This is a genomic window from Allosphingosinicella sp. (assembly GCF_059502505.1).
Genome location: NZ_JCACEU010000016.1, coordinates 271,539 through 284,232, shown reverse-complemented (window position 1 = coordinate 284,232; position 12,694 = coordinate 271,539). Strand labels below are relative to the sequence as shown.

Here is a 12,694-nt window from a genome sequence, read left to right as displayed (position 1 = left end):
CGCTTGTCCGCGCGCCCGACTTCGCGCATCGCAGCGCAGACTGACGGGCGTGAGGTGTCGATGATCTATCTCGAGGATCTGGTTGTGGGCGGCAGGAGCAGCTTCGGCCGCTATGAGGTGACGCGCGAGGAGGTGCTGGAGTTCGCGCGCAAATATGACGCGCAGCCCTTCCACTTGTCCGATGAAGCGGCCGCGCAGACCCATTTCGGACGGCTGGCGGCGAGCGGCTGGCACACCTGCGCGATGACGATGGCGATGCTCGTCGAGAATATGGGGCACGAACCGCAAGCCGGGCTAGGATCGCCTGGCGTCGACGAACTGCGGTGGCTGAAGCCGGTTTTTCCGGGCGACACGTTGCGGTGCGAGACCGAGATATTGGAAGTGACGCCCTCGCGCAGCAAGCCGGACATCGGCTCCTTCCGCTCGAATGTGACCACCTATAACCAGCGTGACGAGCCGGTGCTGCGCTTCACCTCGATCGTGCTGATGCGGCGCCGGCCACAATAAGAAAGCGCGCCCGCATCCGCGGGCGCCTCCTTCTTTCAAGGCTTGGATCAGTCGTTGCGGGCGCGGCGGCGCTCCTGGCGAACCGCCTGACGCTGCTGGCGCCGTTCGAGCCGCATCTGCTGGCGCTGCGGATTGGCGACGCCGGTGCCCGGCCGATCGCGCAGGTCGCGGCGGAACTCGCGGCGATCCTGCCGTCGGTCCTGCCGGAACTCGCGGCGGTCGGTGCGGCGCTCATCGCGATATTGCTCGCGGGTCAGCTCGCCGCTGCGGAAGCGCTGGAGATTCTCGCGCTGCTCACGATTGTAGGCGCGGGTGTCCTGGCGGCCTTCGCGCTGGAAGCGGCGATAGTCGCGCGCGTCCTCGCGGTCGCGGATGCGGTAGTTGCGGCCTTCGAAGTAGCGCCGCTGATTGTCGTTCCAGCGATGGCGGCGGCCACCCCGATCGAAGACGTAGATGCCGTAGCCCGGATAATAGAAGTTGTTGTACCAAAGGCCGGAATAGCCAGGCCGGTAGCCGTAGCCCCCGTAGCCGCCATAGCCGCCATAGCCGCCATAGCCGCGATAGGCATAACGGTCGTAGCCGCCATAATAGCTGTCATAATAGGGGTCGTAATAGCCGGGGCTGCCATAGCCGACGGAAAGGCCGCCATAGCCGTAGCCATCGTCATAGCCGGTGCAGGCGCTGAGGCCGACGGCGGCGGCGAGGGCAAGGGCGGCGGTACGGAAACGGGGCATAAACATCGCGACTCTCCCGAGAATCCAGTGTGATAGGAGGAGACTCCGCCCAATGGCGTGAACGGCGTCTGAACCGTTAACACGCTGTAAACATTCGAGGTTAATGAAGGTTCCTGACGCGGAATGATCGTGGGGTCGGCGCGCCAGCCAAAGAAAAGGGCGCCGCGGCTTTGCCCCGGCGCCCCCTTGGTCCAGATGGGCGGGCTAGATCAGCCCGCGATACCCTCGTCGCGCTTGGCGGCGTCGCTCCTGGCGATGTTCTCGGGCTCCAGCGGCCCCGCGATACGCACCTTGCGCTCCTTCACCGAGCCCCAGATGTTCTTGTAAGCGAGGTAAGCGAGGATCGTCGCGATGGTGAGGAAGATCAGCACCGCGATACCGGTCCGGTTACGGTTCTCTAGCCGCGGCTCGGCCGTCCAGGCGAGGAAGGCGGAGACGTCCTTCGCCATCTGGTCGACCGTCGGATTGGTGCCGTCGGCATAAGTGACCTGACCGTCCGCGGTGAGGGGCGGCGGCATGGCGAGGTTGAGGTTCGGGAAGTAGGGATTGTAATAGAGCCCCTGCCCCGGCCGGCTCTCGGCAGGCAGGTTTGCCGGCGGCTGACGATAACCGGTCAGCAGCGAATAGACATAGGCCGGGCCGTCGTGGCGCGCCTTGGTGATGAGCGCGAGATCCGGCGGCAGCGCATTGTTGTTGGCGGCGCGGGCGGCGACCTCGTTGGCATAGGGGCTCGGGAAGCGGTCGGCCGGGATCGCCTTGCGGGTCGCGGCCTCGCCCGTGTCCGGATTGATCGAGGGAACCTCGATCTGCCACTGATCGGCGATCGCCTTCACCTCGGCCTCGGAATAGCCGAGCTCCTCGAGGTTGCGGAAGGAGACGTAGGTCAGGCCGTGGCAGGCCGCGCAGACCTCCTTGTAGACCTGAAAGCCGCGCTGGAGCTGCGCCCGGTCATATTTGCCGAACGGCCCGTTGAAGGAGAAGGAGGCCTCCTTCGGATGCTCATGGAAGCGGTGCTCGACCGTCTCCTCGTGCGGCTCCGACACATAGGTGATCGCGCCCCAGAGCAAAGACCAGGCGGCGACGCCGACAAAGCCCAATCCGACGAGAATGGAAATGAGACGAACCATGTCGGACTTTCCTTATTCGGCCGGCGCCACGCGCGAGCCGCCGCCCGCCGGAACGCCATAGGGCGCAGCTTCCTCAGCCTCGCCGTGCAGCACGCTTTCCGAGATCGAATTCGGCAGCGGCAGCGTCTTCTCGAACTTCGAGACGATCGGCAGGATGATGAGGAAGTGCGCGAAATAGTAGATGGTCGCGAGCTGCGAGATCATCACGTACGGTTCTTCGGCCGGGGCGCCGCCGACATAGCCGAGGATCAGCACGTCGATGACGAGGATCCAGAAGAACTGCTTGAAGCGCGGCCGGTAGCTGCCCGAGCGGACCGGCGACCGGTCGATCCAAGGCAGGAAGAAGAGCAAGAGGATCGCGGCGAACATCGCCAGCACGCCCCAAAGCTTGGCCGGCAGGATGAAATCGACGGTGAAGGCGCGCAGGATCGCGTAGAAGGGCCAGAAATACCATTCGGGCACGATATGCGCCGGCGTCGAGAGCGGATTGGCCGGAATGTAATTGTCGGCGTGGCCGAGATAGTTCGGCGCAAAGAACAGGACGAGGCTGAAGGCGATCAGGAAGATGCCCGCGCCGAAGCCGTCCTTGGCCGTGTAATAGGGATGGAAGGGGATCGTGTCCTGCGCCGTCTTGACGTCGACCCCGGTCGGATTGCCCGAGCCCGGGATGTGCAGCGCCCAGATGTGGAGGATGATCACCGCGGCGATCACGAACGGCAGCAGATAGTGAAGCGAGAAGAAGCGGTTGAGCGCCGCCTGGTCCGGCGCGAAGCCGCCCAGCAGCCAGGTCTGGATCGGCTCGCCGACCAGCGGGATGGCGCCGAACAGGCCGGTGATCACCTTGGCGCCCCAGAAGCTCATCTGTCCCCAGGGGAGGACGTAGCCCATGAAGGCGGTCGCCATCATGAGCAAGAAGATGACGAGGCCGAGCATCCAGACCAGCTCGCGCGGCGCCTTGTAGGAGCCGTAATAGAGGCCGCGGAAGATGTGGATGTAGGTGACGATGAAGAAGAAGCTGGCGCCGTTCGCATGGGCGTAGCGCAGCAGCCAACCCTGGTTGACGTTGCGCATGATGTGCTCGACCGACTGGAAGGCCTGCTCGCCCGACGGAACGTAGTGCATCGCCAGGATGATGCCGGTGACGATTTGAATGGTCAGCGCGAGGCCGGCGAGGACGCCGAAATTCCAGAAATGATTGAGGTTTCGCGGCACCGGATAGCCGCCGCCGACGCTGTTGTAGACGAGTCGCGGCAAGGGCAGCCGCTCGTCCATCCACCGCATGAACGGATGCTTGGGTTCATATTGCTGGGCCCAGGGGAAGCTCATCGGTGTCTACCTCAGCCGATCTTCAAAACGGTGTCGGACAGGAATTCGTATTCCGGCACTTCGAGGTTCTTCGGCGCGGGGCCTTTGCGGATGCGGGCGGCGGTGTCGTAGTGCGAGCCGTGGCAGGGGCAGAAATAGCCGCCATATTCGCCCTTATTCTCGCCCTCCGAAACGCCGAGGGGAACGCAGCCGAGATGGGTGCAGACGCCCATCGTCACCAGCCAGTTGTTCTTGCCTTCCTTGGTCCGCTCGGCGAGCGTCTGCGGGTCGCGCAGCTCGCCGACGGGGACGGCATTGGCCTGGCTGACCTCTGCCGGCGTCAGGTTGCGGATGAACAGCGGCTGCTTGCGGAAGATGGTCTTGATCGCCTGGCCCGGCTCGATCTGGGCGACGTCGACTTCGATCGACGCCAGCGCCAGCACGTCCGCGGACGGGTTCATCTGGTTGATCAGCGGATAGAGGACGGCGACGCCGCCGACGCCGGCGAAGCTCACCGCAGCGATGTTGATGAAGTCGCGGCGGCGGACGCCGTCTTCGCCTGCCGCAGCCGTGTGGGCCGTTCCGTCGCTATGTTCGACCGTCGCCATATTGTGCCTTCGAGCGAGTATCCGGATGTGCGGAAAAGCGCCGCCCGCCGGGAAGAGGATGAAGCGACGCCAAGCACGCGCCGCTGGAGGTGCCCCCTTCGCGGCTTGGCGAGCCTGATAGCCGCGCCAAAGCCGCTTTGCCAACACCGATTTTGACGACGGCGTGACGGGCGGAGGATAAGCGCGCATGCGCATTGCACTCTATCAGCCGGACCAGGCAGGGAACGTCGGGACCATCCTGCGGCTCGCCGCCTGCCTCGGTGTAGCCGTGGACGTGATCGAGCCGTGCGGCTTTCCCTGGAGCGACCGGGCGCTGAAGCGGGCCGGGATGGATTATACCGAGATCGCGGCGGTGACCCGACATGCGAGCTGGCCGGCGTTCGAGACGCGCCTAGCGGGACGGCTGGTGCTGTTCACCACTGCCGGCGCGGCGCCACTCCCGCACACCCGCTTCGAGCCGGGCGACACCCTCCTCTTCGGCTCCGAAAGCCGCGGCGTACCCGACGACATCCATGTGCGCGCCGATCTCACGGTGCGCATTCCTCAAATCGCGGGAACGCGATCGCTCAACCTAGCCGTTGCGGCGGGGATCGGAACGGCGGAAGCGCTGCGGCAGACGGGCCTGTGGATCTAAGGAATGGCGAGGCCAAACGTGTGACTTCCGGCCTATGGTCATCCGCCGCGGGGCGTGCCAGCATAGCCCAAGGCGCATCTGGTTCTCACAAGCAAATCTTCGGCATCGCGGCGCCGGCGGTGGGGCCGGATTTCGTAGGGGTCGCTCATGACTGCCGTCCGCTCGATCGCGCTGACCTTGCTGCTGTGTGCGACCGCGGGCTGCGCCTTCCGGCCGCAGGTCAGCGGCATGGCCGTCGAGTATAATGAGTTTGTCGCGGAGGCGACCAACCGGCAGACCGTGATCAACATCCTGCGCGCCCGCTCGCGCGAGCCGCTGCATTTCACGAGCTTCTCCAAGGTGCTGGGGACAGCCCGGGTCGAAGGCACCGCCGGCCTCGATCTGGCCGCCAACGGCAATGGCGGCGAACAGCTGCCAGGAGGTGGCGGCTTCGCCACGAGCAAGCGCACGCTCGGCGCCACCAACTGGACGCCCAGGCTTGGCGTAAGGATCAACTCGGGCACTGATTTCGAAATCGGCATCAACGCGACCGACGATTTCTGGAAGGGCATCACCACGCCGGTGGCTCCCGCGACCATCGTTCACCTGCTGCGGCAGGGTTGGGAGCGCGACCTGATCAGCTATTTGTTCGTCCAGAAGATCGACTTCGCCGGCCGGATCACCGATCCGAGCGGCAAGGTCGTCGCCACCTTACCTCTTCGCGTGCTGCGGAACGCGCCGGATCTCGAATATACTGTGGGCCCCTTCACCAGCCTCATCCAGTGCCGGACGCTCTATTATGCTCTGTCGGAGACGCCGGAGCGCAGCGAGTTCGCCATCACCTTTTCCGAAAATATGGAAGTGACGGAGAGCATGCGCCGTTCGGCCTGCGCCAGCTTCGAGCAGGGCCTGCGCGACGAGTTCCAGAAGGCGCTGCAAAGTCAGAACGTCAGGCTATCCGCGCCCGGGCAGCGCCCGGCCTACGATTTGCCCCTCGCGCCGCGCGCGGCGGATGCGGACCCGTTTCGGGGGCGTGAAAACTTCGTCGCCGGCGCATCCGGCGGCCCGGGCGCGACGTCGCCGAACGGCGCCGGCTTCACGGCGACGAATTATTTCCAGGACCTCGTGCCCGCCGGCTACAAGACCGAGCTTCTGATCGACGTGTCCCTGCGATCCGTCGAGGGCATGATCAACTATCTCGGCGAGTATGTCCGCACGGAGAATGAACGCCCGCTTTCCTATGGCCGCTGCGAGGACGGCCAGTATCGCCAGTGCATTCCGCTGATCGTCATCAAACCCGCTGCGGAGGCCGGCGACGTCGAGCCCTTCATCAGTGTCGACTATAAGGGCGAGCGCTACATCGTTCCGCTGAGCGGCGAGGACATCCGAACCGGAGCGGGCTTCTCGTCGCAGGTGATCGGGCTCGTCCAGACGATGCTCAACCTGCACCGCTCAGCCGAGGACCTGCCCTCGACGCCCCTGGTGCGCGTGATCAACTAATTACTTCGTGGAGGTGCAGCGCGGTTCCGCCGCCCGTGTCATCTGCTGTGCCGCGCACTGTTGTGGAGGCCCCTGCCCTCCGCGCCTGCGCGGAACATTCCCCAGCCTGCTTGAAACTCGCATCGGGGAAAGGCATCGGCATGGCGATGATCACATTGGACGACCAGCAGCAGGCGGCGCGCGACTGGTTCGAATCGCTGCGGGACCGGATTTGCGCGGAATTCGAGGCGATCGAGCGCGAGGCGGGGAGCGACGCGGTGTTCGACTATACGCCTTGGGAGCGGCTGGACCCGGACGGGTCCCCGGGCGGAGGCGGCGTGCGCGGGCTGATGAAGGGCAAGGTGTTCGAGAAGGTCGGCGTCAACGTGTCGACCGTCGGCGGCAGTTTCAATCCGGAATTCGCCCGCACCATCCTCGGCGCCGAAGAGGATCCGAGCTTCTTCGCGACCGGCATCAGCCTGGTCGCGCACATGGCCAATCCGCACGTGCCGGCCGTCCACATGAACACGCGCTTCCTGTGCACGACCAAGCGGTGGTTCGGCGGCGGGGCGGACCTCAACCCGCCGATCCCGTACGAGGAGGACACGGCCGATTTCCACGCGCGGCTGCGCGCGGCCTGCGCGGCGCATGATCCGACTTACTATCCGCGCTTCTCGAAATGGGCGGAGGATTATTTCTACATCCCGCATCGCGGCGTCCATCGCGGCGTCGGAGGCATCTTCTACGATCATCTGGAAGATCATTTCGAAGGGCATTTCGCCTTCACCCGCGACGTCGGGGAAGCCTTCCTGGACATCTACCCGAGGCTGGTGCGGCGGCGGATGGGAACGGCCTTCGACGAAGCGGACAAGGCCCGGCAGCTCGAATGGCGTGGGCGTTATGCCGAGTTCAACCTCATCTACGATCGCGGGACGCTGTTCGGCCTCAAGACCGGCGGCAATGTAGACGCGATCCTGATGAGCCTGCCGCCGCTGGCGACATGGGGCTGATCGACATAGCCGACGGCAAGCTCGGCGCCGTCGTCACCTACCTGGAGATGACCGAGCGGCCGAAGCCGCGGCCGATGCCGGATTCGGCGCTGCGGCTGGAGCGGTGGCGGGAGGTGGAGCCTGCCAGATACCGGATGCTGTTCAGCCGGGTCGGCGGGCGCTGGCTGTGGTTCTCGCGACTTGCGATGGACGACGCGAAGCTGAAGGCGGCCGTCGCCGAGGTCCATGCGGTGGTGGACCGCTCCGGCATCGAGGTCGGCATGATCGAGCTCGACTTCAGTCAGGCGGGCGAATGCCTGATCCGCTTCCTGGGACTGGTGCCGGAGCTGGCCGGGCGCGGCCACGGACGCTGGCTATTCGCGCAGACGCTGGCGCTGGCCTGGCGGCCGGGCGTGACGCGGGTCCACGTCAACACCTGCACGCTCGATCATCCGGCCGCTTTGCCCGCTTATCTGCGCGCCGGCTTCAGGGCCTATAAACGGGCGTTCGAAAGCTTTCCCGATCCGCGGCTGCTGGGCCTGCTCCCGGCCGACGTCGCTCCTCAGGTGCCGGCGGTCGGCCGTGTGAGCTGAGCGTAGATCCGGGCGACCATCACCGACAGGAAGAGGCCAAGCACCGCGTTGAGGACACCGCCGATCAGGAGCAGCAGCACCGCCGCAAGGCTGCCCTCCTGAGGCTGCCCGGCGACGAGGATGATAAGCGAGCCGAGCACGGCATTCGCGGCCACCAGCACGACGATGAAGGCGACCAGCAGAGCGAGGAGGAAGCCGAGCAGCTTCCAGAAATTTCCTGCCGTCAGCCTGAAGCTCCGCCGCAATATGGCGAGCGGACCCAGCGGCTCGGCCAGTGCTACCGGGCTCAGCAGCATGAGGCGGACCCAGATGATCACGAAGAGCAGCAGGATCGCGAGCATGCTGATCGCCGTGGCGGTGGCCGGCGACGGCGTGAAAAGCGCGATGACGATCGTCAGCGGCACCGCCAGCAGGGCGAAGAACAGGCCGAGCAGCAAGGCGGCGCCGAGTGCGGCCGGCAACCGCCGCAGCGCGTGGGCGAATGCGTCACGGGGAGAGGCGTGGCCGCCGAGACCGATTGCGGTGACGGTCAGCGTGCCGAGGATGCTGAGCAGGAAAACAGGGATAAACAGCAGCATCCAGGCGCCTGCCTGAGGCGGCTGCCCCGGCTGCACCGAGGGCGCCACGGCCTGGAAGATGAGCGTGGGCAAAGAGACGAAGCCGAAGGCGATGAGAAACAGGACACCGGGCTGGGCCTTTACCAGGGCGACGGTCTCGTCCCAGGCCGACCCGATCGAAAGTGCTTTCATGTCCTCTCCTTGACTGGCGCACCTATGCGGACTGGCGCCAAGGCGCGCAACCCGCCCCGGTTGCGCCGGCAGGACGGGCGCGGCATGGCCGCTGCATGTCGGCCCCGGGAGACGAGATCGAGTGGCGTGTGACGCCAGGCCTCACGCCTTATCTCAAAGCGCTCGAGGAGATGGAGCGGCGGGTCGCGGCGATCCAGGGGGGCGAGGCGCGCGAGCTGGTCTGGCTGCTGGAACATCCGCCGCTCTACACCGCCGGCACCAGCGCCGATCCGGCCGAATTGTTCAATCCGTTCGGCTTCCCTGTTTATGACGCCGGGCGCGGCGGGCGCTACACCTATCACGGGCCGGGGCAGCGGGTCGGCTATGTCCTGCTCGATCTCGGCCGCCGCGGCCGCGACGTCCGGCAGTTCGTCCACGCGCTCGAAGGGTGGCTGATCGAAAGTCTGGCACAACTCGGCGTCCGCGCCTTTCGCGCGGAGGGGCGGATCGGCATCTGGGTCGCCAAGGAAAATACCGAGGCGAAGATCGGCGCGATCGGCGTGCGCGTGCGCCGCTGGATCACCATGCACGGCTTCTCGCTTAACATAGGTCCCGAACTTTCCCACTTCTCAGGGATAGTCCCGTGCGGTATTGGCGCCTTCCCGGTGACCAGCCTCGACGAAATGGGAGTGTCCGAAGGACAAGAAGATTTCGACCTGGCACTGAAGCGGGGGCTCGACCAGTTTCTTTTCTCGCTCGAGGCGAGAAACGAGAAGGCTTGAGAGCCCTCTTATTTCCAGTTAATGTGCAAAACTGATTTGGTAGAAAAGGGGCAAACCCGACCAGATCCTCATCTAGGGAGTTTCCATAATGCGTGACCTTCTCAAGACTGTGATGACCAGCTCCATGGTTGCCGGCGCGGCCCTCCTCGTCGCGGCCTGCGGCGGTGGCGGCGGCGAAGAAGCCAACAACACCATGACCGACATGAACATGTCCGATCCGATGATGGACACGACCAACGACGTCACCGCCGTCGACGGCGCGACCGGCATGGACAACAACATGGCGATGGACGCGAACATGACCATGGACGCGAACATGAGCGGCAACACGATGGACGCGAACATGACCGCGAACACCACCGACGCCAACATGACCAACGGCATGTAAGCCTTTCGAAGGCACTGCTATCGAGGAAGGGCCGTCCGGGCGACCGGGCGGCCCTTTCTTTTTGTGCGCAAGGGCGCGGCGAGCCGGAGCGTTGCGGCTAAACGATGAGAAGCTTTACGGAATCTGGATTGCGCCGCGCATTGCGTTAATCCTAGGAACAGCGCGGGCGGCGCAATGTAGGGGCCGCGTCGGAGGGGTATCGTGATGAAGAAGCTTGCAAAGACAGCCATCGCCACGCTCGCGCTGGCGGCGCTGCCGGCGGCGGCCGGCGCCCAGCTCTTCGTCAATGAACCTGCCTTTCAGAAGGGACCGATCGATGGCAGCGATCCGGTCGTCGGGCTGCCGATCCCGGGCGCGACGCCGGCCGAATATCGGGCACACCTGCTCTGGAACATGCGCGCCGGGTTGAACGTCGCGGCGCTGCAATGTCAGTTCTCGCCGTACCTGCGCGCGGTCGACAATTATAACGGCATCCTGGCGCATCACGCCAAGGAGTTGGCCGACGCCTACACGGTGATGAACAACTACTTCAAACGCGTGCAGGGCAGCGCGCCCAAGGGGCAGAAGGCGTTCGACGACTATACGACGATCACCTACAATAACTGGTCCACGCTGCAGGCGCAGCTCGGCTTCTGCCAGACTGCTTCCGACATCGCCAAGGAAGCGCTGCTGCGGCCGAAGGGGCAGCTACACCAGACTGCTCAGGCGCGGATGCGGGAGCTCAGGAGCAGCCTCGTCCCCGCCCATGACCGGCTGCTGATCTACAATCCCTACAACATTCGCCAGCCCGAGCTGCCAGTGCTCGACCCCACCTGCTTCGACAAGAAGGATCGCCTCCGCAAAAGGTGCGGCGGCACCGCCTGAGGCTCAGGGCAGCCCCAGCAGCTTGTGCGTCTGGAGGCTGAGCCGCCAGCGCGGATTGTTCATCACGTAATTGATCGCGGCGGCGAGCGCCTGCTGCCGGTCGGCACCGTCTTTCGGCTGGATGAGGAAGTGCTCGAAATCGAGCGCGAGCAGTTCGGCCGGATTGATCTCCGGCTGCGGCCAGACCAGCTTAAGCTCGTTTCCCCGGCGCTGCACGAGCGCATTGCCTGCCTTGGGGCTGACGCAGATCCAGTCGATGCCCGGTGGCGCGGCGATCGTGCCGTTGGTTTCGACGGCAATCTCGAAGCGACGTGCGTGGAGCGCGTCGATCAGCGCCTCGTCGAGCTGCAGCAAGGGTTCGCCGCCGGTGATCACCACGAGGCGGCGTTCCCCCTCGGACCAAAGCTCAGCGACCTTGGCCGCCAGCGCGTCGGCGCTCGCGAAGCGGCCGCCATTCTCGCTGTCCATGCCGACGAAGTCGGTGTCGCAGAAGGTGCAGGCGGCGTCGGCGCGGTCCTGCTCTCGCCCGCTCCACAGGTTGCAGCCCGCGAATCGCAGGAAGACGGCGCGGCGGCCGGCCTGCGCACCCTCGCCCTGCAAGGTGAGGAAGATCTCCTTGACGGCGTAGCTCATGGCTGGTCGGCGTAGCGGGTCGGGTCCGGGAGCCCGGCGTCGCGAAAGGCGAGCGCGCGCAGCCGGCAGCTGTCGCACCGGCCGCAATGGGCTTCGTCCGGGGTCGGATCGTAGCAGGACCAACTCATGCCGGCGTCGAGGCCGAGCCGCGCCGCCTCGCGCGCAATGTCCGGCTTGCTCAGATGCAGGAGCGGCGCCTCGACCGTGAAGCGCTCGCCTTCGTCCCCCGCCTTGGTCGCGCGTGTCGCCATTTCCTCGAAGCTGCGGATGAAGTCCGGGCGGCAGTCGGGATAGCCGGAATAATCGAGCGCGTTGACGCCGATGAACATGTGGCGTGCGCCCGCCGCCTCGGCCCAGCCCAGCGCGAGCGACAGGAAGATTGTGTTGCGTGCCGGCACGTAGGTGACGGGGATGCCGGCCGTCAGGCCGTCCTTCGGCACCTCGATGTCGGCAGTGAGCGCGGAGCCGCCGAAGGCGCTGAGATCGAGCGGGAGGACGATATGCCGCTCCGCGCCGAGCAGGCGGGCGATGCGCGATGCGGACTCAAGTTCGATCCGATGGCGCTGGTTATAGTCGATCGTGAGCGCAAGCAGACGGAACCCGCGCTCGCGCGCAATGGCGGCAGCGACCATGGAGTCGAGGCCTCCGGAGAGCAGGACGACGGCAGGGCGAGCTTCGGACATGCGGGGCGGCTAGAGCGACCGGCGCGAGCAGGCAACAAAGAACGGGCCGCCTGTGGAGCGGCCCAGTTTCGGCTTTTCAGCCTGCTAGGGAGGAAAGCGTGCCCAACTCGGCACCCTCTCCTTCTACGCCTTTCTCAGTGAATCGAGTCTTAACGGCCGCGCCCTAGCGACCCTTGGGACCGCCCTGTCCGCAGACGCCGATCCGGCGCGCCTCGGCGCGATACGCGAAGGGCGCGTTGTTGACGATGCCCTGCGTGTCGATCTGGGCAAGCCGCGGCGTCTCCACCCTGACTTCGGTGCGGCCGAAGCCTCCGGCGGGGCAGGTATAATGAACGGTTGCCGCGCGCGCATCGTCGGCGATCACGATGCGAGAGCAGGGTGCGTTGCGGTGCCTGAGCTGCAGCAATGCGGCCGGATCGGCGACGCAGATCGACTGCTGGGTGCCGGGGTTCTTGAGATCGCGCAGCTGCCACAGGCCTGGCTCGAGCCTGGCCAGGGCAGTCAGCTTCTCTCCCCCCTGCGGAGCAGAGGCGGCCGAGGTCACCAAAGTGAGGGCGCCGAGCGCCATCACCGCCCGGCGCCAGGCGCCGTTGAACCTCATCTGAGCACTCCAACCCGGCGGGAGCCCCCTCCCCGCCAAAAAAAGAACCGCGCGGTTCAT

16 protein-coding genes are annotated in these 12,694 nt (G+C 65.6%); 8 read left to right on the top strand and 8 right to left on the bottom strand.

The genetic code is table 11. The features are described from left to right. Window positions 1-60 precede the first annotated feature (60 nt). Window positions 61-507 carry a MaoC family dehydratase gene (locus AC5JBD_RS09630; protein ID WP_495721579.1) on the top strand — a complete coding sequence of 149 codons (447 nt, stop codon included), beginning with the start codon at window positions 61-63 and terminating at the stop codon, window positions 505-507. A 47-nt stretch (window positions 508-554) separates the two neighbouring features. Here the strand turns inward: AC5JBD_RS09630 and AC5JBD_RS09625 are convergent, their stop codons facing one another. From AC5JBD_RS09625 to petA, 4 genes are all read right to left on the bottom strand, one after another. Continuing rightward, window positions 555-1,247, bottom strand: a complete 693-nt coding sequence (locus AC5JBD_RS09625; RefSeq protein ID WP_495721578.1) for a peptidase — start codon at window positions 1,245-1,247, stop codon at window positions 555-557. A 203-nt stretch (window positions 1,248-1,450) separates the two neighbouring features. Beyond that, a complete protein-coding gene (locus tag AC5JBD_RS09620; protein ID WP_495721577.1) occupies window positions 1,451-2,368 on the bottom strand; it encodes a cytochrome c1 in 918 nt (305 codons plus the stop codon). Window positions 2,369-2,380: 12 nt separating this feature from the next. Then, window positions 2,381-3,694, bottom strand: a complete 1,314-nt coding sequence (locus AC5JBD_RS09615) for a cytochrome b (protein ID WP_495721576.1) — start codon at window positions 3,692-3,694, stop codon at window positions 2,381-2,383. Between the two features lie 11 nt (window positions 3,695-3,705). Beyond that, window positions 3,706-4,281, bottom strand: a complete 576-nt coding sequence (gene petA / locus AC5JBD_RS09610) for a ubiquinol-cytochrome c reductase iron-sulfur subunit (protein WP_495721575.1) — start codon at window positions 4,279-4,281, stop codon at window positions 3,706-3,708. A 187-nt stretch (window positions 4,282-4,468) separates the two neighbouring features. Between petA and AC5JBD_RS09605 the strand changes: the two genes are divergently transcribed. From AC5JBD_RS09605 to AC5JBD_RS09590, 4 genes are all read left to right on the top strand, one after another. After that, the gene (locus tag AC5JBD_RS09605; RefSeq protein WP_495721574.1) at window positions 4,469-4,915 is read left to right on the top strand and encodes a tRNA (cytidine(34)-2'-O)-methyltransferase; all 447 of its coding nucleotides are present in this window, start codon (window positions 4,469-4,471) and stop codon (window positions 4,913-4,915) included. Between the two features lie 147 nt (window positions 4,916-5,062). Beyond that, window positions 5,063-6,394 (top strand): hypothetical protein, encoded by a 1,332-nt coding sequence (locus AC5JBD_RS09600; protein WP_495721573.1) that lies wholly within the window; start codon window positions 5,063-5,065, stop codon window positions 6,392-6,394. Between the two features lie 146 nt (window positions 6,395-6,540). After that, entirely contained in the window at window positions 6,541-7,383 is an 843-nt protein-coding gene (hemF, locus tag AC5JBD_RS09595) for an oxygen-dependent coproporphyrinogen oxidase (protein ID WP_495721572.1), read from the top strand. Further along, on the top strand, window positions 7,374-7,955 hold the full coding sequence (locus AC5JBD_RS09590; protein ID WP_495721571.1) for a GNAT family N-acetyltransferase: 582 nt from the start codon (window positions 7,374-7,376) through the stop codon (window positions 7,953-7,955). The genes hemF and AC5JBD_RS09590 overlap by 10 nt, the downstream gene beginning before the upstream one ends. On the opposite strand, the gene AC5JBD_RS09585 is transcribed toward AC5JBD_RS09590, so the two are convergent. Further along, entirely contained in the window at window positions 7,925-8,704 is a 780-nt protein-coding gene (locus tag AC5JBD_RS09585; protein WP_495721570.1) for a DUF7847 domain-containing protein, read from the bottom strand. The genes AC5JBD_RS09590 and AC5JBD_RS09585 overlap by 31 nt on opposite strands. Window positions 8,705-8,799: 95 nt before the next feature. Between AC5JBD_RS09585 and lipB the strand changes: the two genes are divergently transcribed. The 3 genes from lipB (at window position 8,800) to AC5JBD_RS09570 (ending at window position 10,717) form a co-directional block, all read left to right on the top strand. Beyond that, window positions 8,800-9,465: a lipoyl(octanoyl) transferase LipB gene (lipB, locus tag AC5JBD_RS09580; protein ID WP_495721569.1), complete on the top strand. Its 666-nt coding sequence runs from the start codon at window positions 8,800-8,802 to the stop codon at window positions 9,463-9,465. An 88-nt stretch (window positions 9,466-9,553) separates the two neighbouring features. After that, entirely contained in the window at window positions 9,554-9,853 is a 300-nt protein-coding gene (locus tag AC5JBD_RS09575; protein WP_495721568.1) for a hypothetical protein, read from the top strand. A 204-nt stretch (window positions 9,854-10,057) separates the two neighbouring features. After that, window positions 10,058-10,717 (top strand): hypothetical protein, encoded by a 660-nt coding sequence (locus tag AC5JBD_RS09570; protein ID WP_495721567.1) that lies wholly within the window; start codon window positions 10,058-10,060, stop codon window positions 10,715-10,717. 3 nt (window positions 10,718-10,720) lie between these two features. Here the strand turns inward: AC5JBD_RS09570 and queE are convergent, their stop codons facing one another. From queE to AC5JBD_RS09555, 3 genes are all read right to left on the bottom strand, one after another. Continuing rightward, window positions 10,721-11,350 (bottom strand): 7-carboxy-7-deazaguanine synthase, encoded by a 630-nt coding sequence (gene queE, locus AC5JBD_RS09565; protein ID WP_495721566.1) that lies wholly within the window; start codon window positions 11,348-11,350, stop codon window positions 10,721-10,723. Continuing rightward, on the bottom strand, window positions 11,347-12,033 hold the full coding sequence (gene queC, locus AC5JBD_RS09560) for a 7-cyano-7-deazaguanine synthase QueC (RefSeq protein WP_495721565.1): 687 nt from the start codon (window positions 12,031-12,033) through the stop codon (window positions 11,347-11,349). The genes queE and queC overlap by 4 nt, the downstream gene beginning before the upstream one ends. A 163-nt stretch (window positions 12,034-12,196) precedes the next feature. Next, window positions 12,197-12,634, bottom strand: a complete 438-nt coding sequence (locus AC5JBD_RS09555; RefSeq protein ID WP_495721564.1) for a DUF3617 domain-containing protein — start codon at window positions 12,632-12,634, stop codon at window positions 12,197-12,199. Between the last annotated feature and the right edge of the window lie 60 nt (window positions 12,635-12,694).